This is a genomic window from Pedobacter suwonensis, assembly GCF_900111825.1.
Taxonomy (GTDB): domain Bacteria; phylum Bacteroidota; class Bacteroidia; order Sphingobacteriales; family Sphingobacteriaceae; genus Pedobacter; species Pedobacter suwonensis.
This window is the reverse complement of the sequence record NZ_FOJM01000008.1, coordinates 1-19,546: the sequence shown is the minus strand read 5'-3', so window position 1 is coordinate 19,546 and position 19,546 is coordinate 1. Positions and strand designations below refer to the sequence as shown.

Here is a 19,546-nt window from a genome sequence, read left to right as displayed (position 1 = left end):
ATCCTTAAGAGATTTCCCAACTCCCGGGCACTCCGCTCGAAATGACGTAATCTTTGAAATAGAACCATACTATACTTCAAAACAACATTATAGTTTTCGTCTATATCCTTATCAATAAATACAATTAACTATTAACCTAACGGTGTTGATAGGCAACTGTTTTAGCCTTACCTTTGTGCCAACAAAAATTAAAGACAAAAAATTATGGCAATAGTAGGTAAAAAATTCCCAAGTGTTAGTATTGATGCAATGTCAGACATGGGTGATGACTTGAAAATCAACGTATTTGAAGAAGCTGTAAACAAAAATAGCAAAGTGTTATTATTCTGGTATCCAAAAGATTTTACTTTCGTTTGCCCTACAGAATTACACGCATTCCAAGCTGCTTTACCTGAGTTTGAAAAAAGAAATACAATCGTTATTGGTGCATCTTGCGATACCAACGAAGTTCACTTCGCCTGGTTAAATACACCAAAAGATAATGGTGGTATTGAAGGTGTTACTTATCCAATCTTAGCAGATACCCACAGACAACTATCAGGCATTTTAGATATTTTAGATCAGGAAGTTAACTACGATGAAGAAGGAAATGAATCTTTTTCTGGTTCTAACGTAACTTTCAGAGCGACTTACTTAATCGACGAAACCGGTAAAGTTTTCCACGAAAGTGTTAATGATATGCCACTAGGTAGAAACGTTAAAGAATATTTACGTTTAATTGATGCTTACGCTCACGTTCAGAAACACGGAGAAGTTTGTCCTGCAAACTGGGAAGAAGGAAAAGAAGCGATGAGCGCAAACAGAACTGGCGTAGCTGAATATTTAGCCGCTAACTAATTAAACAAAACGTTATGTTTTTAGAATTAACAGAAGATAATCTTCAACAATACCTGGCCGATCACTCAAAGGTAATGGTTCAGTATGCTGCATCGTGGTGCGGAAACTGTAGAATCATGAAACCTAAGTTTAAAAAACTGGCTTCGGAGAATGAAGATGTAGCTTTCCTGATTGTTGATGCCGAAAAACTTCCAAACTCACGCAAATTTGCAAACGTTGATAATTTACCAACTTTTGCAGCTTTTGAAGGCGGAGCTTTGGTAGACCAGGTACAAACCAACAAAGCAGAAGGCTTAATTGATCTATTTAACAAGATAAAGTAATGAAGATTCCGGTTATAAGACAATTATTTCAAAACACTACTCCCGCTCAGCTGGAGACCACTTTGGAGGTTTTGGAGGCTTTCTGCGAATTTAGAGGCGTTAGCGAGCATGAAGTTGATGTGGCGGGTGAAATGATTACCAATATCTGCGGTGCATTAGAAGTACACCAGATGGTAAGTGAAGGTGCTGCCGAAAAAGATGCATTAAATGCTTTTGGCCAAAAAGTGATGGGTTCGATTGACAGATAATCGTCTTAAGCTTTAAGCTGGCTTTTTCAAAATATAAAATCCTTGTAGACTGATCTACAAGGATTTTTTTTATAAATGACTTCATTCTGAACGCAATCAAGAATCTGCTACCGAGGAACCATAAAGTCCTATATCACATGGTAACGCACAACTATACAGCTTTTGTCAGGGATTCTTCGTGCCTATTATAGGCAGAATCTATCAGTATGGTGTCATTCTCGCGCAGGCGGGAATCTTAAAGCGCTTGCATTACGATTCCTGGCACATTCCGCTAAAAACATTTATCATTCATATTGATTTTATATAATTAATTACCCCTAAGAATGACAAAGACAACAAAATTGGACAAAAAAAGGCCTGTGATGACACAGACCTTGGAAATATGTTATAAAACCTGTAAGGTTTGGCTTAACTAAGCTAAATTCCTTCCAGCATTCACAATACCAAATACTGTTCTTACCGCAAGCTTTTCTAAAGCATGCTGGTCTTTCTCGTTCTGATCGTGCTGCAGTTTCTCCAAAGCAAAATGCTGGATCAATACCAATGGCAAAATAATTTTTTCGCGTGTAGCTATTGATTTTTTATCTACCGGATAATTTGCCATTAAAGTTGGCTGTCCGGATAGTTTTAAGAGCATCTCTTTAGTTAATTTAAACTCCTCGTGTAATTGAGTCCAAAAGGCACCAAACTCTTTATCATTGGCTAAATGAGCCGTAATCACAAAGTCTGATTTACTCATACTCATCATACAGTTATCCACTATGGTTTTGAGGTAATCAGAATCCGCATAAACCTTTGCTACTTTATCCCAGTTTCCGGCATTTTCCTGATTCTTCAAAGCTGTTCCCATTCCATAAAAGCCAGGTACGTTCTGTTTTAGCATGCTCCAGGCGGTAACAAAACTAATGGCCCTTAAATCTTCAAGTTTCATCTCGCCGCCCCCGTTTCTTTTAACCGGCCGACTGCTGATATTTGCCTGAGATAATAGTTTTAGAGGAGATAATTTCTCTAAATAACTTACAAATAATGGGTGTTCGCGAAGATCAACAAAAGCTTTATAACTATCTTCGGCCATTTCATCAAGCAGGGCTTTATTGTCAGGATCAATAAGAATATTATGTTTCTCTTTCAATCCGGACGTTAGTCCGGCATTGATTAATTGCTCAATATTGAATTCAGCACTTTCAACCGAGCCATACTGAGAACTGATGGTTTGACCTTGCACGGTCAGCTGCATATTCTTGTTCGCAATTTCCTTCCCCATGGAAGCATAAAAGCGGTGTGTTTTACCTCCACCACGTGCAGGTGGGCCACCACGACCATCAAAAAAGGACAGCTGAATGTTATGCTTTGCCGCAACAGCTGATAAGGATGTTTTACCATTAAAAATAGACCAGTTAGCCATTAAATAACCACCATCTTTGGTACTGTCAGAATAACCCAACATGATGTGCTGTTTATTGCCGCGTTTAGCCAGATGTGCTTTATAAAACGGATTGCTATACAACGTTTCCATAATGGCCGCAGCACCCTTTAAATCGTTTACCGTTTCAAAAAGTGGCACGAAATCAATAGTTAACGAATCTTTGCTCCAACCGTTCCAGAGGAAAAGTTCGATCAACTGAAGGATATCGCTCGCCTGCTGACAATTGCTGATAATAAAACGGTGACAAGCCTTTTCTCCATTACGCTTTTGGATACCTTTAATTTCTTTAATTACCTCAATTGTATCATTTGTTAAAGCATCAGCTTCACTGGCGTAAACAACGGTTGCTTCTTTAAATGAAATTAGAGCTAATTTTTCTGCTTCTGAAAGCTGATCATAATTGGCAGGATACAATGACGAAATTGGTTTATTTTCACGACAATAAGCATGCACGTTCCTGAGTATACGGCTATCCTGACGGATATCCAACGATGCAAAATAATTGCCGTATAAGTCTATTTTGCGGATCAGATTATTAACCAGATCAACAAACAGACCTCCGTGTTCTGCCAATAAGGTGTCTTTGATTTTATTCAGGTTATCCCTTAATTCATCAGAAATATCATGAAGCTCACAGGTTTGATCAAAAGCGTTTTGATAAAGCACATCATGCAGTTTTGCAATATTTTCTTCAACACCTCTAAAAGTGATGCGGCGTTTAATCACCCTGAAATCGCGGTAATAACAGCGGAACAGGATTTGACGCAACATTTTAGAAACTTCTAAGGTCGTATCAGCGTGGATATTTGGATTGCCATCGCGATCTCCCCCAGGCCAGAAACCCAGTTCTAAAATTTTCTTGGTTTCCAGATTATATTCGTCGAGGTTCTGGTCTATTTCCTGCTGGATATTGGCCGCAGCAAAATAAAAAGTATTTTCCAAGAACCAGGCCAGATTTAGGGCCTCATCAACAGGCGTAGGCGATTTTTTATTGAAAAACGGTGTTTTACCCAGCTGCTGCAGTAACGAGTTCATCAGGGTAAGATCATTATCCCTGATGGCTTTGGTTAAATCGGTAATAATAGCTAAAACACTACCAGGGTAAAACTGCGTCGGATGTGCGGTTAAAACCAGGCGGAGCGAAAGTTCATCAATCAATTTTTCAATTTTTGATAACATTGGTCTGTTATCGGCATTCTTATTTAGAATAAACGACAATGTACTCTGTTCGTCAGTGGTATTTAACTTCGTAAACGAGGCATCTTCTACGGCATCAAAAAGCACCACCTGTCTTTCGATATACTGAATAAACCGAAACAGAAGGTCAATAATATCTTTACGATCGGTATAACTGGTATACTTGGCGAAAAATTCTTCGATAATTTCTGCAGGTTTTGCCCCGTTGGCAATGCCTTCTTCACAGCTTTTAAAAAACAAGGGAAGTAACGTCCCGGTATCCTTAATTTTGTAAAAAGGCAAGGTTAGAAATAAACTGTTGAACAGTTCAAATTTTGAGATCACCTCATTATTGAAAATAGATTCCCGTTGTGTAGTTAAACGAAGTTTCGGCATAGTTTACGCAATAGTTTTGTGTACCGTAATACTACAAAAAATGCATAAGGTATTAAAATTCTAAGGCTTACAATTTGGAAAATTGTAGAATAAATTTTATTTTTAAAATCTTATTTGGCCACTATGTGGTTAAGTAAGAACATTTGCAATGTTTAAGGGCATTGCATTGATTGTTAATTTTTTGGGTTAAAACAGCCGATGTAATAAAATACACCGGCTGTTTTTGTTTTTTGCCATTATTTTTGGCTTTTTGTTGCAAACTTTAGTGCACATCCGCAGGAATGTTTGCATTTTTCTTAAACTTTTGAAGATATAGTAAAGGTATGGAGAATAACATAATCAACCCTGCAATCCAATAGGCATCATCATAAGTAAGTAACATGGTTTGCCTGGTTACGATTCCTTCCATCGCCTTTGCTGCTATAATTTTCGCATCGAATAAGGTCTGGCCTTTAGCCATAAAACCCTTAATCAAACCATTAAAACGATCAACGAATGGTTGGTTATACTCATTAAGATTGGTTAGCAGGTTGCTTCTGTGAAAACCCGAACGGATATGGATCAGGGTAGTTAAAGCTGCGATACCAAAAGAGCCACCCAACTGGCGCATCATGTTGTTTAAACCTGAACCCTGACCGATTTCCGGTCCTTTCAAATCCTGAATAGCCAGTGTGGTTAGCGGAACAAACAATAAGGCCATACCTATCCCCCTAATTACCAATGGTAAAAAGAAATCACCAGTACCTGATTGAAGTGTTGATTTACTCAGCATCCAACAAAAAATAAAGAAAGCCAGCATACCAAATGTAGCCATGAACTGTGCAGGAATACCTTTTTTAAGCATAATACCAATAAAAGGCATCATGATAATGGTACACAAACCACCCGGGAATAATAATTCTCCTGTTTGCAGTGCCGAAAAGCCCAGTAAATTTTGACAGAATACCGGAAAGATAAACACAGAGCCATATAAGCCAAAGCCTAAAATAAAAGAGGTAAACATACCCACAGCAAAACTTCTGTGGCGCATAATCTTAAAGTTCACAATTGGGTGGTCGGTACTCATTTCCCTCCAGATGAAAAGCAATAAGCCAAATACCGATGTTGCCGCCAAAGCTGTAATGTAAGGCGTAGCAAACCAATCTTCGCTCTCTCCTTTTTCAAGCAATGTTTGTAAACTACCTACTGCTATTGCCAGTAAAGCGATACCCCACCAATCGACAGGTTGACCCTGCCCTTCTTTCGGGGTAGCCCGTACAAAGGAATAGGTACAGTATGCCGCGAGTATTCCGACGGGAATATTCACATAAAAAATCCACGGCCATGAACTGACATCCAAAATATATCCTCCAATGGTTGGTCCAACAGTTGGCCCAACTACCGCTCCCAAACCAAACAAAGCTGTTGCGATACCCACATCTTCACGTGGCCAGGTCTCAATAAGAATAGCTTGTGCTGTTGATATTAAACCACCGCCGGCCAATCCCTGAATAACCCTGAATAAAATAAGCTCGTTCAATGAGGTGGCATTTCCGCATAAAAAGGAAACGAGTGTAAAAACGATAATGGAGGTAAGAAAATAATTTTTCCTGCCGAACCGGTTACCCAGCCAGCCCGACATTGGCAATACAATAACGTTTGCTACCGCATAGCCGGTGGAAAGCCAGGCCACATCCTCAAGGGTGGCGCCCAGGTTTCCCTGTATCTGTGGAATTGCCACATTCACGATAGTCGTATCAATCAACTCCAGCAATGAAGCTGTGATTACCGTAAATGTAATAATCCACTTTTTTAAACCTACTTCGGCCATTTTTAATATTATTTAGTAGATACTGAAGCTTTAACGCTCATTCCTGGACGTAATTTAGCCAACAGCTCTTTTGATGGATGGATTTTGATTTTTACCGGAACACGTTGTACAACTTTAACAAAGTTACCGGTAGCATTATCGGGTGGCAATAAAGATCCTTTTGCACCAGTAATTGGTGAAAAATTATACACTTCACCTTCAATTTTTTCATCAGGATAAGCATCTACTTCAATTTCTACTTTAGAACCCTCTTTAATTTTTTCCAATTGGGTTTCTTTAAAGTTTGCCGTTACATAAATACTTCCGTCGTTTACGATAGAGAATAAAGACTGACCTGCCTGAACCAATTGTCCTTTTTGTACATTCTTTTTAGAAACAATACCGGTTGCAGGAGCTTTAATATCGGTATAAGATAACTGAAGCTTTGCAAAATCGATATCACTTTGGCGCTGGCTGATTACATTACTGCTAACCGCCAGTTGCGATTGGGTGGTACCCACTTGTTTAACCGCTGCATTATACTGATCTACCGCTGCCTGGTAAGCCGCTTGTGCTGATTCCTTAGCTGCTTTTGCCTGGTCGAAAGCCTGTTGGGTGATCGATCCGTCTTTAATCAGATTGGCGTAACGGTCATAATCTTTTTGTGCAAGATTTAATTTAACTTTTGCTGCTGCTACGTTTGCTTTTGCAGTACTGGTATTGGCTTCTGTTGCAGCAATTTGAGATTGCGCCACACCCACACCTGCAGTAGCACCTTTTTGACCGGATTGAGCCTGCTCTAATTTTACTTTGTAATCGTTATCATCAAGTTTAACCAAAACCTGCCCCTCGGTTACATGCGTATTTTCTTCAAAATTAATGTCTTTTACATAACCGCCAACACGCGCAACAACAGGACTAATATCACCATCAATCTGTGCATCGTCTGTATCCACGTGTTTGCTATAATAATTCCATTCTACAATCCCGAAGATTATACCTATTACTAGTAAAACACCTAAAATGATGGGTACTACTATGTTCTTTTTTTTCTTTTCAGTTGTCATTGCCGTATTTATTGCGTTATTTTTCCTGTTGATTTTAATAAAGTATAGTAAGCCAAACCTGCGTCTGCCTTTGCTATCTCCAAGTTTATTTTTGCCTGATATAATAGCGTTTCAGCATCGATACGGTCAGTAACCGAAGCCACATTGTTTTTATATTTCGATGCCAATAATTTATCGTTTTCAGTAGCCTGCGCAATTGAGGTTTCCAAAACCTGTATTTTGTTCATGGCTACCTGGTAATTTTGAAAGTTTTTATTGATGTCGGTTTTTACCTGATCTGATAAAATATCTTTCTGAATAGTAATTTCCTTTTGCTCAATTTTGGCTTGGCTTACTTTGTTTTTATTTGTCCATAGGTTTCCAAAATTCCACGAAACCGTTGCGCCTACTGTAATAGGCATGAGGTACTGGTTTACCGGCGGAATAAAATTACCGCTTGGATTAATGTAATATAAGTTGGCGCCAACACCAACAGTAGGTAAAGTATTTGCCTTAACGGTTTTGATATTAAAATCAGCAACTTTGTTCTGTACATCAAGTTGCTTTAGCTCCTGGCGGTTAGCCATTGCCAAGCCGATGTATTCGTTTAATGAACCTGATGTTTTTATGCCGGCAGTTGGGTCAACAATTTTAACTTCAGTATCTTCCGGTAAACCCAAAAGGATATCCAAGTTATAGTTAATTACTTTACGGTTGCTTTCAATATCCATTTGTGTAAGCGTAACATTTGCCTGTTGCAATTGAAAGCGCAACACATCATTTTTGGTTACAATGCCTTGTTCAAAGAAACGCTGCGCCTGTTTAATTTGCGCGGCAATCGATTCTAAATTCTGCTCAACTACTTTTCTACTTTGTAAAACCTTGTATAAAGAATAGTAAGTATTGATCACCGCATAGGTGATTTCTTCTTTACTCTTATCAGCGTCCAGACGTGCAACTTCGGCCAATAGCTTAGTTGATTCTTTTGCGTATTTTAATTTACCACCACCATAAACGAGTTCCTGAACCGCTGCCGTACCTACAAAAGCATCGGCCCTTTTAGGCAGGCGAAAAGCTGATTCGCTACCTGGTAAAGCAAAAGTTGTGGTTGGTATTTCGGCATGATTGTACATAAAACTCGCATTTGCCGTTGGCAGGGCATTGTCTTTAACCACTTCCAGTTGGGCTGCTGCCTGGTCGATTTTGTTTTGGGAGAGTTTTAGGTTTTTACTATTGGCTATGCCAAGTTCTATTGCCTGGTTGATATTTAATTCCTTGCTATTCTGTGCAAACAAAGCAGCTGGAATTAATGATGCCGCAAGCATTAATTTTATTGATCTGGGTATCATTTTTTTGTTGTTAAATAAACTGTTGTTAGATCTTGTAAGTGAGCGATTGCCCGCTCCTTAATCATTTTTTTATCTTTTGGGTCGTTCAGGTCGAAGTTGGAGCATGAGATCACCTTTTGGGGCGCAATAACAATATTGGTTATCGTACCCATAATGGTTGCAATTACCATCCTTACATCTACTTTATTAAAGGTACCATCTTCAATTCCGCCGGTAATAATGCGGTCAATAAGCTGCATGTTGTGGCTCATGGCATCCTTAATTTTATCATACATTGCTGGTCTCTGGGTTAAAGAAAGCTCCCGGTGCATCATTTTATGAAATGCCGTGTTATTCAATATCCTGTTAACATAGCCTTCTATAACCCTGTGCAGTTTTTCCAATGCCGAAATCTTATCTTCATTGATGATTTTCAACTGAGAAGCAAAACCAGCAATACGCTCGTTCATAATCTCAACAAAAACTCCTTCTTTAGAACCGAAATAATAATTTATCATCGCCATATTCGCTCCAGATTCCTTCGCAATCTGCCGGGTGGAGGTACCTTCATACCCGGTTTCGCAAAACAGCTTTTCAGCTGCTTCCAGAATGGCCTGTCTTTTATCTACTTTTTCTGTTTTCATTTCTTTTTAACGGTACAAAATTAATCAAACGATTGATTAACTTCCAAATGTTTCTTCACTTCTTTTACATTATCTTGATAAAACCCAGATTTATTAGGTCGAATGCTTATTGAACGGGATTATTAAAACAGTAATTTTAAAAGCAAATTTTACTGAATTTGATCTTTAATTAGATTTGGCCAGATTGATTAAAATTTAAAATAAATATTAACTTTGCCTCCAAATAACAGAAAACATGAGTGTACAACAGAACAGCAGCAATAATTTCAACTGGTTATATTATGCTTTAGGTTTATTCTTCGGGGTGCTAACCGGAGCAATTATTACGCAAAACTATATTTTTGCTTTATTAGGTGGTGTTTTAGGTTTGTTAACAGCAGGCTTATTTTTAAACGCTATCGTAAAAGGAAGAAAATACTAATTTTAGCACCTTTAACCAGATCTTAGGGATCCAGAATAATTAAGCGATATAGCTTTAGTATTTTACAACAAAAGTAAAATCATAACTACTCATCGCGAATGAAAACAAAAGCCTAAAAATGAGAAATATCTTCATTATTGTTTTCGCTCTTTTTTGCTTTAATGCTAAGGCCCAACAAAGTGCTTCTGCTGAAGTTAAATTTCCTGCTGCAGATCCAAGTCCGGCAGATATTGTCTATTTTCCGCTAAATGCCCCTAAAGCAAAGGCCGGAGATCCGACAAAACCAGTGATAAAAATTGTTTACTCGCGTCCACAAAAAAAAGGCCGTGATATTTTTGGTGTTCTGGAGCAATATGGTAAGGTATGGCGTTTTGGAGCCAATGAAAGTACTGAAGTACGTTTCTTCAAAAAAGTAAACATTGGTGGCAAAAAAATTAAACCGGGAACCTATAGCCTGTTTGCCATTCCAAACAAAGATTCGTGGACAATTATTGTGAATAGCGAAACAGACAAATGGGGTGCTTTCACCTACAACCAGGCTAAAGATATTGTTCGCGTAAATGTTCCTGTGAAAACCTTGTCTAAGCCGATTGAATACTTCTCTTTAACCTTTACAGAAATTAACGGGGGAGCCAACCTGATTATGGGCTGGGACAGAACCCAGGTAGAATTACCAATTACTTTTTAAGTAAAAACGCAATAAAAATATAAGTCCCGACAATAGCAGCCGGGACTTTTTGTTTAAATCGGTTTTTTATCTTCCTACGATTACCAATAGCATGTAAAGGCAAATAAACATAAGTTCTACCAAAGAATACCCTTCTTTTGAGCAATATTTTAAACGTTGCCCATGTACGGATCGGTTTGTGTTATTTCTCCGGTTTCTATTTTACCTGCATAACGGTGTTTAAATGTCGGATTTCCTTTCTCTACCATACTGAAATCGTACCAATTCGCATTTTTGGCCAGGTTAAACGAAATATTTGCATTAGATTTTGGCCTGATGTTTACTGTTTGACTTCCCGATTTATATTTGTTGTCTAAAATTTGAAGTGTAACCAGGCTGGTACCTGTATTTTCAATAGCAAAAACCAATTTACCTGTAAGCTTTTTGCTTATCAAACCAGCGTGCTCCGGGTATACCTTAACAATAATGGAAGGATTTTTTTTGCTACCTGCAAAATTCCTGTAAAAACCATTCGGACCATTTACGGTAAGATCATAAATTTCATCATCGAAATCATCCAGATTAATAGTATCTTTTAATACATCACCGGCTTTTACCGCATAGGCCCATGATTTACCCTTAACACCTTTAAACCTGGCAATCGTATTCATGTTAAAAGGTGCACCAACCGTTTCAAATTCGCTGCCAAATAAAGTTTTTACCGATTGAAAAGTAAGTACAATTTCATGATTGATTAAATTTGCATCAACCGTTAAGTGATAGGGCAATGCACAGGCATGTTTAGTGCCATTTTCCTGCCTGGGGGCATGACTGGAAGTTTCACGTGAAAAGGACTCAAATTTATTGATTTTATCTATTTCCGTTTTATTCAATGCAGTGGGACCAACCTGGGCAGGCTTGTTTCTTGCGTTACCAATATTGGCTACCACAACATCGCGTTTTAAAGGTTCGGGAGATTTAATTTCTTCTCCATGATATGGTCTGAAAACGGAGGTTAAATCTCCGCAAATATTCCTTCGCCAATCGCTGATGTTATTGCTTTTTATCGTTTTGCCTGTCTTCTTCGCCAGCCATTTTTCCATAAACATGATTGATGACGTATGATCAAAAACCTGCGAGTTTACAAAACCACCTTTGCTCCATGGGGAGGCAATGATCAATGGAACACGGTAACCCAAACCTATCGGACTTCCTTTTCTCGCTTCAAAATCAGTAGCATAATTTATACCTTCGGATGTTTTTCCACTGCCTGGATCATCAGGATTCGGAACTACAAAAGGTGGCTGGTGATCAAAATAGCCGTCATTTTCATCGTAGGTTAAAACAAAAATTGTCTTCTTCCAAACTTCAGGGTTTTTGGTTAAGATATCCAGTGCTTCACTTACATACCAGGTTCCATATAATGGCGAACTGGTGTGGTCAGAAAAACGTTGAGGGGCTACCAACCATGAAACAGTTGGTAATTTTCCACTATCCACATCCTTTCTGAACTGGTGAAAAATATCTCCTTTTGGAATATTTATGGTTTCCGATTCTCCCTGATCATTTTTGAATGTGAAGGGTTCGAGTTCTAAGTAATCTTTTTGAGAAATATTGGTGGTAAAGGCTTTATCAATTAGATTTTTTTCTCTTTGCGATAGTTTATCGTATTTAGCTTGTACCTCTTTTGCAGTTAACGCTGGTTTAACCGTATTATCGCCATTTTTTCTGAAATAAGCCGATAACTTAACATTGTGCCGGCTCACATATTCTACAGGATTATCACCGTAATTTCCCAACCAATCATCTATTTCACCCTCCGGAAGTTTTGATGTCCAAAGTTCATTTTGGTAAATGCGCCAATCGATGCCATTATCCTCTAACGTTTCCTGAAAAGTTGGCCAATCTACGAATACATTATTCTGAGATTCTGCCTGGTCGTTGTTCACCACTGCAATCCGATTGGCACTTTTTTCTCCGCGAATAGTACCTGTAAAAAAGAATAGTCTGTTAGGCGTTGTTCCGGTCAATGATGAGCAAAAATGCTGATCACAAATGGTAAAAGCATCGGCCATGGCATAATAAAAAGGAATATCATTCCGGTCATAATATGCCAGGGTCATTGGTGTTTTAACAGGCAGCCATTTATCGTAACGGCCACCGTTGCGCGCCGCTACCTGATCGTTCCATGAGTGTGGTAAGCCACCCTGCCAGGTAATTTTTGTTTTATTAATGTCGACATGAAAGGGGGCATAAGTATAACCCTGTCCATCTTTTTGTAGCCAAACTTTATTGCCATCGGGCTGAATGTGCGGGTGTGGATCGTTAAATCCGCGTACACCCTTCATTGTACCGAACATATGATCAAAAGAACGGTTTTCCTGCATCAGAAAAACAATGTGTTCCGCATCATAAAATGTACTGCCTGGTTCAGGGTTTATGGCCATCGCTTTTAATACCGAACTGGGTAAATTGCTGGCGATGCCCGTAGCTCCGGCAAACAAAGCCGCTTTTTTTAGAAATTCTCTACGCGAGTCCATAAAATTTAACAATTATAGCTTAGATACTGCATTTCTAGTTTTCAATTAGCACTTTTCAGTTGACAGTTTGCAATTCAGTTAACCGAACAATAGATAATGAACTATTAAATTACTTCTGAAACACCCTTACATAATCCACTTTCATTGTGGCAGGGAAAGCAGCATCGTCCACTCCGTTTTTTCCGCCCCAATTGCCGCCTACAGCCACATTTAAAATCAGGTGGAAGTTCTGATCAAATGGCCAGTCGCCAGGCCCATTTTTGGTATTTTTAAAAGTGAGGTATTTTTGATCGTCGATAAAGAAATCGATATGATCGATAAACCATTCTATCGCATAAACGTGGTATGCAGTATACGGATTATTAACCTTTAGGGCCTTACCTACCTGTGTATGAATTACATGGTTGAATTTTTCAGTGTGTACGGTTCCATGAACGCTGTCAGGATCGTAACCTACATGTTCCATAATATCGATTTCGCCACTCTTGGGCCAGCTACCATATTTCGAATCCGTTGGAAGCGCCCATATGGCAGGCCACAAGCCTCTGCCTTTAGGTAACATTGCACGGACTTCAACCCTACCGTATTTGAAATCGAATTTATTTTTGGTTACCAACCTCGCTGAAGTGTAGTTCCTGTTTTCCTTATCAGCTTTTAGCGCTATAATATTCAGGTTTCCTTTTTTAACAACTGCATTTGCAGTATCGGCATCGGTATAATATTGCAGCTCGTTATTCCCCCAGCCTCTGCCACCTACATCGTAGCCCCAGTTTTTAGTTAAAGGCAATCCGGCATCGTCAAATTCATCTGCCCATTTTAACTTCCATCCCTGGGCAAACGGTGTTTTTTTAATCTCGTCAAAAAGCAATTCAGGCTCGTTGGTGGTAATGTATTCTACATTGTGGGCCAATAACCACTGCATTTCAGGCACCGTATTTACCGTCCATGCATTTACCGTTAAACCCAATTTTTGCGCATTTTCAATCCAATTATCTTTTTGGTAAACACTATAATGGTAATCAACACCCGTTAATTTATCTGCCTTCATCTGCTCAGCACTAATTTCACCTTTTAAATAAGCAACTTTTGCATTTGGCAATAAAGTTAAAATGCGTTTGCAGTAATCGTAATCAAAGCTGATGTATTCAACCCAATCAGTTACTTTTAGTTTCTTAGCCATTTCTATGCATTTATTAGTTACCTCGATACCACGTTCTTTGCTGATCAATGAGGGTTTTATTTCCAAAATCAGTTTGGTGGTTTTCTGTTTTTTACCTGCTAATAAATAAGCTTCCAATGTTGGAATTTTTTCACCATTGCTCATGGTTTTGGTCAACAGATCTGCATAATTTACCTTCTCGATGGTTAAACCCTGAAACTCGGGATCGTGGTTAACCACCAGAATATTATCTGCCGTCATCCATACGTCGAATTCCGAACCATAACAACCCAGTTTTACGGCTTCATTTAATGAAGCAATGGAATTTTGAGGAAAATTGTTTTTCTTCCACGCACCACGGTGAGCAATTACCTGATTTTTATTCCAGTTAAATTTCTGGCCGAAAGAAGCAGTAAAAAAGAATAACATTAGTGTAGAAATAAGAATTCGTTTCATATGGGCATGATTATACAAAAAGCCAAAAGTAGATTTTTATCAGAATACTCGTTTAAAATCTATGTAACCTTTGTATTAATATAACAAGATAAAGATTTTCAAATTAACGCGTGTTTAATGTGATCATAATTTGTTGCAGAAACCTTGGTCGCATGCTTCCTTTTATAAAAACGATGTTTTTGGAGCGCTAAGCTGGTACGGCTATTAAAGGTTTTTTCCGTAATACACCTTATCCTTTCACCGTGCTACAGGGATGCCGCTACGTTCGGGGCTAAAAACTTCTGATCTTCAAGAAAGAACCCCATTCTTACATTTACTATTTCAAACCCAGGCCTGAGTTCAATATCCTTTTTTATTAAAGCTTACCTGGATAATAAACAATTTGAAATAAACGCGTTACCGTAAATACTTTCCTTTTAATTGACTGGAACAATTTTTACATTTACGGAGATATGGTGAGCAATAATTACAACGATTTGTTGCGGAAGATAGATGAGTTTATCCGCAAGTTTTACCTGAATAAAATTTTGCGGGGCAGCATTTATGCAGCGGCCATACTTCTGGCCCTGTATCTCATTGTTTTTTTAAGCCTTTATTACCTGAACCCAACAGCTGGCTTTAAAACCTTTGTATTTTTTGCTTATCTGCTTACAGGTGTATTGCTGGTCGGCTTTTTAATTGTTAAGCCACTGCTTGCCATGCTAAAATTAGGCAAACACCTTACTTTGGATGAAGCATCGGTTATCATCGGAAATCACTTTTCCGATATTAAGGATAAATTATTGAATACGCTGCAGCTTCATCATTTAGCGGAGAAAAATCCTGAAAATAACCGCCTTATTATGGCCAGCATTGATCAAAAGATTATTGAACTCAGGCCCGTTCCATTTTACACGGCAGTTAAGATTAACGATAACCGGAAATATTTAAAATATCTTTTTGTCCCCCTATCCATCATCCTGCTCATTGCCATTATAGCGCCCACAATTTTACGCGACGGTACAAACAGTTTCTTTCGGTACGATGAATATATTGCCCCAAAAGCGCCATTCAGCTTTACCATTTTAAATAAAAGTTTAACCCCTACACAAGGTGATGATTTAACACTGAACCTAAAACTGACCGGTGATGAACTTCCTGCAGAGATTTATGTAGAAGATGGCAAGAACACCTATAAATTGGAAAAAGAAAGCATTAACAAGTTTAATTATAGTATCAAAAATATCCAGAATGATAAAAAATTGATTTTCAAAGGCGGTGGTTTTAGTTCTGCCGTGTTTACCGTTACCGTTAAACCTCGCCCGGAATTGCTCAATGCCACAGCTACATTAAATTATCCTGCTTATTTGGGCAAAAATACAGAATCGGTTGATAATGTAGGAGATCTGCTCCTTCCCGAAGGTACCAAAGTAACGTGGAGCTTAAAGACTGAAAAAAGCGACCAGGTCCTGTTTATGCTTAATGGAGCCGAAAACCTGCTTAAAATCAATAATGATGTGGCTCATTTTAGGGCTACTATCAAAAACAATTCAAGATATAACATCATCCCAAAAAATCAATATGTTACCATAAGAGATTCTCTTTCGCATCAGATTACGGTATTCAAAGATCAGGCTCCACAGATTAATGTAGAAGAAAAGCAGGATTCTCTTAGCAACAAAGTATTATATTTTAGCGGACAGGTAACTGATGATTACGGATTTAGCCGCTTGAGCTTTAAATACAACCTCAGAGAAAATAACCGTATTGTTGGTACCGTTACCAAAAACATTGCCATTAAAAGTAATGCGACTTCAAATATTTTTTTTTATTTCTGGGATTTAAAAGTTGTTGCCGCCAAACCTGGTCAGGAAATTGAATATTATTTTGAAGTAGCCGATAATGATGGCGTAAATGGTGCCAAGGTTACACGATCTGAAATTAAAACCTTTAAACAGCCAACTAAAAAAGAATCTGCCGAACAGGTAAATGCAAGCAATCAGGCGCTAAAGCAGAAAGTGCAATCGGCCATACGCCTGGCCAACACGATCGAAAAAGAAAGCAAAAAAGTAGCCGAAAGCCTTATTGATAAAAAACAGATATCTTTTGAAGATAAAAAACAGATTGAAGCCCTTCTAGATAAACAGAAGCAACTGGATGAGGCCATGAAGGAGATTAAAGCGCAAAATGATAAAAATATCCAGCAACAACAGGATCAAAAACAGACAGAAGAACTTATAGAAAAACAAAAACAGATCAAAGACTTGTTTGACCATGTATTGGATGACAAAACAAAAGAACTTTTGCAAAAACTTCAGGCCCTGATGAATGAGAAAAATAAAGATCAGACGCAGAATGAACTGTCAAAAATGCAATTGGACAATAAAACCCTTAAAAACGAACTTGACAGGATTTTAGAGCTTTATAAACAGCTGGAATTTGAGCAGAATCTGCAAAATGACATTGACCGGCTAAATGAGTTGGCAAAACAACAAAAAGAACTTTCACAGCAAACAAAAGATAAAAAGCAAGATTATGAATCTTTAAAGCAGAAACAGGATGCACTAAATAAGGAGATGAAAGACCTGAAGGATGACCTGAAAAAACTGGAAGAAAAAAATAAATCCTTAGACCGGCCAAATCCTTTCGAAAACCCGGAAAAGGAGATTCAGGATATACAAAAAGATCAGCAAGACAGTAAAGATGCCCTGGATAAAAAAGACGCTAAAAGTGGAAGCCAGAAGCAGCAAAAAGCAGGTGAGCAGATGGAAAAACTTTCTAAAAAGATGAGTGAAATGCAGCAGCAGGGCGAAGAAATGGAGAATAACCTGAATGCTAAGGAACTGAGACGACTACTTGAAAACCTGCTGACCACTTCTTTTGATCAGGAAAAAGTAATGCTCGCTTTAAAGAAAATGTCTGCAACTGACCCATCTTATACCAGCAACGTTCAAAAACAACGAAGCATTAAAGATAATCTTAAAACCATTTCTGACAGTTTGTATAGTTTAAGTAAACGCGTTCCGCAGATAGAATCCACTGTTAACGAGGAAATGAATAAAATTAATTTTAACCTTGATAAAAGCTTAGAAAATCTAGGCGACAGAAGAACAGCGGAAGCTAACCGTTTCCAGCAATTTACCATGACTTCTATCAATAATTTAACTTTAATGTTAAGCGAAGCACTAAGTCAATTGCAAAATATGCAGAAAAACAGCAAAGGCGGTAGTGGGAAAAAACAAAAGCAGGGTATGAAACAACTGTCGCAAATGCAGGAACAACTAAATAAGAGCATGCAAAAGGCTCGTGAACAGCTGCAAAAACAAGGCGGTAATCAAGGTACGGTTGGTAAAGGACAAATGAGCCAGGAATTTGGTAAAATGGCTCAGCAACAACAAATGATCCGTCAGGCTTTAGAAAAACTTAACCGTGAAGAAAATAAAGACGGCACCGGTAAGTTGGGTAACCTAAATGAGGCCATTAAAGAAATGAAACAGACGGAGAGTGATCTGGTAAACAAACGTCTACAACAGGAAACCTTAAACCGACAAAAAGATCTCCTGACCAAATTGTTAGAAGCAGAGAAAGCAGAGCGCGATCAGGAAGAAGATTCGAAACGGGAAAGTAAGGCAGCAAAAGAGTTTCCTCCATCCTATCAAAAAATGCTGGATCAATTTAAAAAACAGCAGCAAAATGGCAGTGATATACTGCAGAAAATTCCTCCTGGTTTAAATTATTATTATAAAAATAAGATAGCAGAATATTTAAAATCGTTGAATGTAGAGCGATGATATGCTCGTCATCTCAATTGAAGAGCAGTCCCAACGTTAGGGAGAGACTAAGACAGAAAGATTTCTCCACTTCGTTGCACTCCGCTCGAAATGACGAAAATATATTTCTTAAATTTGCAGCCATTAAACACTACAGTATGCCTGCAATTTCTTTTTTTACCGAATCCATTAGCTATAGCCTTCCTCAAAAATTAAAAATTAAAAAATGGGTTAAAGCTACTATAGAAAAGGAAGGGTATCAATTGCAGGAACTTAATTTCATTTTTTGTAGTGATGAATATCTTTTAAGCATCAATCAACAATATTTAAATCACGATACCTATACGGATATCATTACCTTCGATAATTCTGAAGAAGAAAAACTAATCATAAGTGATATATTCATTAGTATTGAACGTGTAAAAGAAAATGCTAAAATCTATAAAACTTCAGCATTTGATGAGGTTTGCCGCATTATGATTCACGGAACTCTGCACCTATTGGGTTATAAAGACAAAGGAAAAGCTGCAAAAACCCTTATGACACAAAAGGAAGATGAATATTTGGCATATCGAAGTGAATTTGGATTAGTTTACCCCCCCCTCCCATTTTAATATCGTGCTGAATAATTTATTGTACAAAAACCAATAGCAATAACAAATAATTTAGCAAATTGAAAGGCCAAGAGGCATCGTCATTGCGAGAGGGCTTTTTCAGCCGACGAAGCAATCTTACAACGATCGCTACTAGCCGTGCGCATTAAGATTACTTCGTTCCTCGTAATGACGATTTTTCTATTGGAGTCTGTCAATGATAGCCCAGCGAAATCTTTACCTATAAATCTGAGTTCGATTATTAAATTGTCTCTCGTTAGCTTATATCCGTTATTTGATTAAGAGGCCGTCACCCTGAATTCATTTCAGGGTCTTTCCTGCTAAAAAGATGCTGAAACAAGTTCAGCATGACGAATCGGCCAGGTATGGGTCGTTTATAAGGAAGTATTTTAATTAAATAATTATCGAGTTCAGGTTATAAGTCATTTTTTTTACAAAATACGCCTATCTAGTTATTCTGTTCGTCTAAATGATACTGGTGTTCGTCGATAATTATACACTACTGGTATAATCCTGTGAACCTCTCTGCAACATTTCCCAATTATTAAAGTCTCATTTTAAAAGCAACGATATAATAACGGGCATAAGTCATTATTCTTAGCCATTATTCAAGATAAAGTTTAGTTTTAGAGTTGACTAGTCCTGAAATTTTGATACAGGATTAATAATAAATAAAGTTACAATTTTAGGTAGCAGCTAGTTCATTCTGGCTGCTATTTTTTTGTCC

At 38.0% G+C, this 19,546-nt stretch carries 14 protein-coding genes; 7 read left to right on the top strand and 7 right to left on the bottom strand.

The window, feature by feature from the left end:
- Positions 1-204 precede the first annotated feature (204 nt).
- Genes BM107_RS11415 through BM107_RS11405 form a run of 3 tightly spaced genes read left to right on the top strand, consistent with a single transcriptional unit; the run spans position 205 to position 1,408 of the window.
- Positions 205-837 carry a peroxiredoxin gene (locus tag BM107_RS11415; protein WP_090983385.1) on the top strand — a complete coding sequence of 211 codons (633 nt, stop codon included), beginning with the start codon at positions 205-207 and terminating at the stop codon, positions 835-837.
- A 14-nt stretch (positions 838-851) separates the two neighbouring features.
- Positions 852-1,160, top strand: coding sequence for a thioredoxin family protein (locus BM107_RS11410; protein WP_090983383.1), 309 nt, complete (start codon positions 852-854; stop codon positions 1,158-1,160).
- Positions 1,160-1,408, top strand: coding sequence for a DUF6952 family protein (locus BM107_RS11405; protein ID WP_010599336.1), 249 nt, complete (start codon positions 1,160-1,162; stop codon positions 1,406-1,408). The genes BM107_RS11410 and BM107_RS11405 overlap by 1 nt, the downstream gene beginning before the upstream one ends.
- A gap of 412 nt (positions 1,409-1,820) precedes the next feature.
- Here BM107_RS11405 and BM107_RS11400 read toward each other — a convergent pair whose 3' ends face one another.
- The 5 genes from BM107_RS11400 to BM107_RS11380 form a co-directional block, all read right to left on the bottom strand.
- On the bottom strand, positions 1,821-4,406 hold the full coding sequence (locus BM107_RS11400; RefSeq protein ID WP_090983381.1) for a phosphoenolpyruvate carboxylase: 2,586 nt from the start codon (positions 4,404-4,406) through the stop codon (positions 1,821-1,823).
- Positions 4,407-4,668: 262 nt separating this feature from the next.
- Positions 4,669-6,216, bottom strand: coding sequence for a DHA2 family efflux MFS transporter permease subunit (locus tag BM107_RS11395; RefSeq protein ID WP_090983379.1), 1,548 nt, complete (start codon positions 6,214-6,216; stop codon positions 4,669-4,671).
- Between the two features lie 8 nt (positions 6,217-6,224).
- Positions 6,225-7,262 (bottom strand): HlyD family secretion protein, encoded by a 1,038-nt coding sequence (locus tag BM107_RS11390; protein ID WP_090983377.1) that lies wholly within the window; start codon positions 7,260-7,262, stop codon positions 6,225-6,227.
- A gap of 8 nt (positions 7,263-7,270) precedes the next feature.
- Positions 7,271-8,590 carry a TolC family protein gene (locus BM107_RS11385; RefSeq protein WP_090983375.1) on the bottom strand — a complete coding sequence of 440 codons (1,320 nt, stop codon included), beginning with the start codon at positions 8,588-8,590 and terminating at the stop codon, positions 7,271-7,273.
- Positions 8,587-9,213, bottom strand: coding sequence for a TetR/AcrR family transcriptional regulator (locus BM107_RS11380; protein WP_090983373.1), 627 nt, complete (start codon positions 9,211-9,213; stop codon positions 8,587-8,589). Before BM107_RS11380 ends, BM107_RS11385 begins: the two co-directional genes overlap by 4 nt.
- A gap of 235 nt (positions 9,214-9,448) precedes the next feature.
- Here BM107_RS11380 and BM107_RS11375 point away from each other — a divergent pair, with 235 nt between their 5' ends.
- On the top strand, positions 9,449-9,634 hold the full coding sequence (locus BM107_RS11375; protein WP_090983371.1) for a hypothetical protein: 186 nt from the start codon (positions 9,449-9,451) through the stop codon (positions 9,632-9,634).
- 118 nt (positions 9,635-9,752) lie between these two features.
- Positions 9,753-10,322: a DUF2911 domain-containing protein gene (locus BM107_RS11370; RefSeq protein WP_090983369.1), complete on the top strand. Its 570-nt coding sequence runs from the start codon at positions 9,753-9,755 to the stop codon at positions 10,320-10,322.
- A gap of 149 nt (positions 10,323-10,471) precedes the next feature.
- Here BM107_RS11370 and BM107_RS11365 read toward each other — a convergent pair whose 3' ends face one another.
- Positions 10,472-12,841, bottom strand: a complete 2,370-nt coding sequence (locus BM107_RS11365) for a phosphocholine-specific phospholipase C (RefSeq protein ID WP_090983367.1) — start codon at positions 12,839-12,841, stop codon at positions 10,472-10,474.
- Between the two features lie 109 nt (positions 12,842-12,950).
- Positions 12,951-14,456 (bottom strand): family 16 glycosylhydrolase, encoded by a 1,506-nt coding sequence (locus tag BM107_RS11360; protein ID WP_090983365.1) that lies wholly within the window; start codon positions 14,454-14,456, stop codon positions 12,951-12,953.
- 452 nt (positions 14,457-14,908) lie between these two features.
- Here BM107_RS11360 and BM107_RS11355 point away from each other — a divergent pair, with 452 nt between their 5' ends.
- Positions 14,909-18,226, top strand: a complete 3,318-nt coding sequence (locus BM107_RS11355; protein WP_090983363.1) for a DUF4175 family protein — start codon at positions 14,909-14,911, stop codon at positions 18,224-18,226.
- Between the two features lie 137 nt (positions 18,227-18,363).
- Positions 18,364-18,819 carry an rRNA maturation RNase YbeY gene (gene ybeY, locus BM107_RS11350; protein WP_090983361.1) on the top strand — a complete coding sequence of 152 codons (456 nt, stop codon included), beginning with the start codon at positions 18,364-18,366 and terminating at the stop codon, positions 18,817-18,819.
- Positions 18,820-19,546: the final 727 nt, after the last annotated feature.

Bases quoted from the DNA above. Each gene is read 5' to 3' on its own strand.
- BM107_RS11400 (WP_090983381.1), bottom strand. From the start codon at position 4,406: ATGCCGAAACTTCGTTTAACTACACAACGGGAATCTATTTTCAATAAT.
- ybeY (WP_090983361.1), top strand. From the start codon at position 18,364: ATGCCTGCAATTTCTTTTTTTACCGAATCCATTAGCTATAGCCTTCCT.
- BM107_RS11380 (WP_090983373.1), bottom strand. From the start codon at position 9,213: ATGAAAACAGAAAAAGTAGATAAAAGACAGGCCATTCTGGAAGCAGCT.
- BM107_RS11415 (WP_090983385.1), top strand. From the start codon at position 205: ATGGCAATAGTAGGTAAAAAATTCCCAAGTGTTAGTATTGATGCAATG.
- BM107_RS11405 (WP_010599336.1), top strand. From the start codon at position 1,160: ATGAAGATTCCGGTTATAAGACAATTATTTCAAAACACTACTCCCGCT.
- BM107_RS11375 (WP_090983371.1), top strand. From the start codon at position 9,449: ATGAGTGTACAACAGAACAGCAGCAATAATTTCAACTGGTTATATTAT.
- BM107_RS11355 (WP_090983363.1), top strand. From the start codon at position 14,909: ATGGTGAGCAATAATTACAACGATTTGTTGCGGAAGATAGATGAGTTT.
- BM107_RS11390 (WP_090983377.1), bottom strand. From the start codon at position 7,262: ATGACAACTGAAAAGAAAAAAAAGAACATAGTAGTACCCATCATTTTA.
- BM107_RS11385 (WP_090983375.1), bottom strand. From the start codon at position 8,590: ATGATACCCAGATCAATAAAATTAATGCTTGCGGCATCATTAATTCCA.
- BM107_RS11395 (WP_090983379.1), bottom strand. From the start codon at position 6,216: ATGGCCGAAGTAGGTTTAAAAAAGTGGATTATTACATTTACGGTAATC.
- BM107_RS11365 (WP_090983367.1), bottom strand. From the start codon at position 12,841: ATGGACTCGCGTAGAGAATTTCTAAAAAAAGCGGCTTTGTTTGCCGGA.
- BM107_RS11360 (WP_090983365.1), bottom strand. From the start codon at position 14,456: ATGAAACGAATTCTTATTTCTACACTAATGTTATTCTTTTTTACTGCT.
- BM107_RS11410 (WP_090983383.1), top strand. From the start codon at position 852: ATGTTTTTAGAATTAACAGAAGATAATCTTCAACAATACCTGGCCGAT.
- BM107_RS11370 (WP_090983369.1), top strand. From the start codon at position 9,753: ATGAGAAATATCTTCATTATTGTTTTCGCTCTTTTTTGCTTTAATGCT.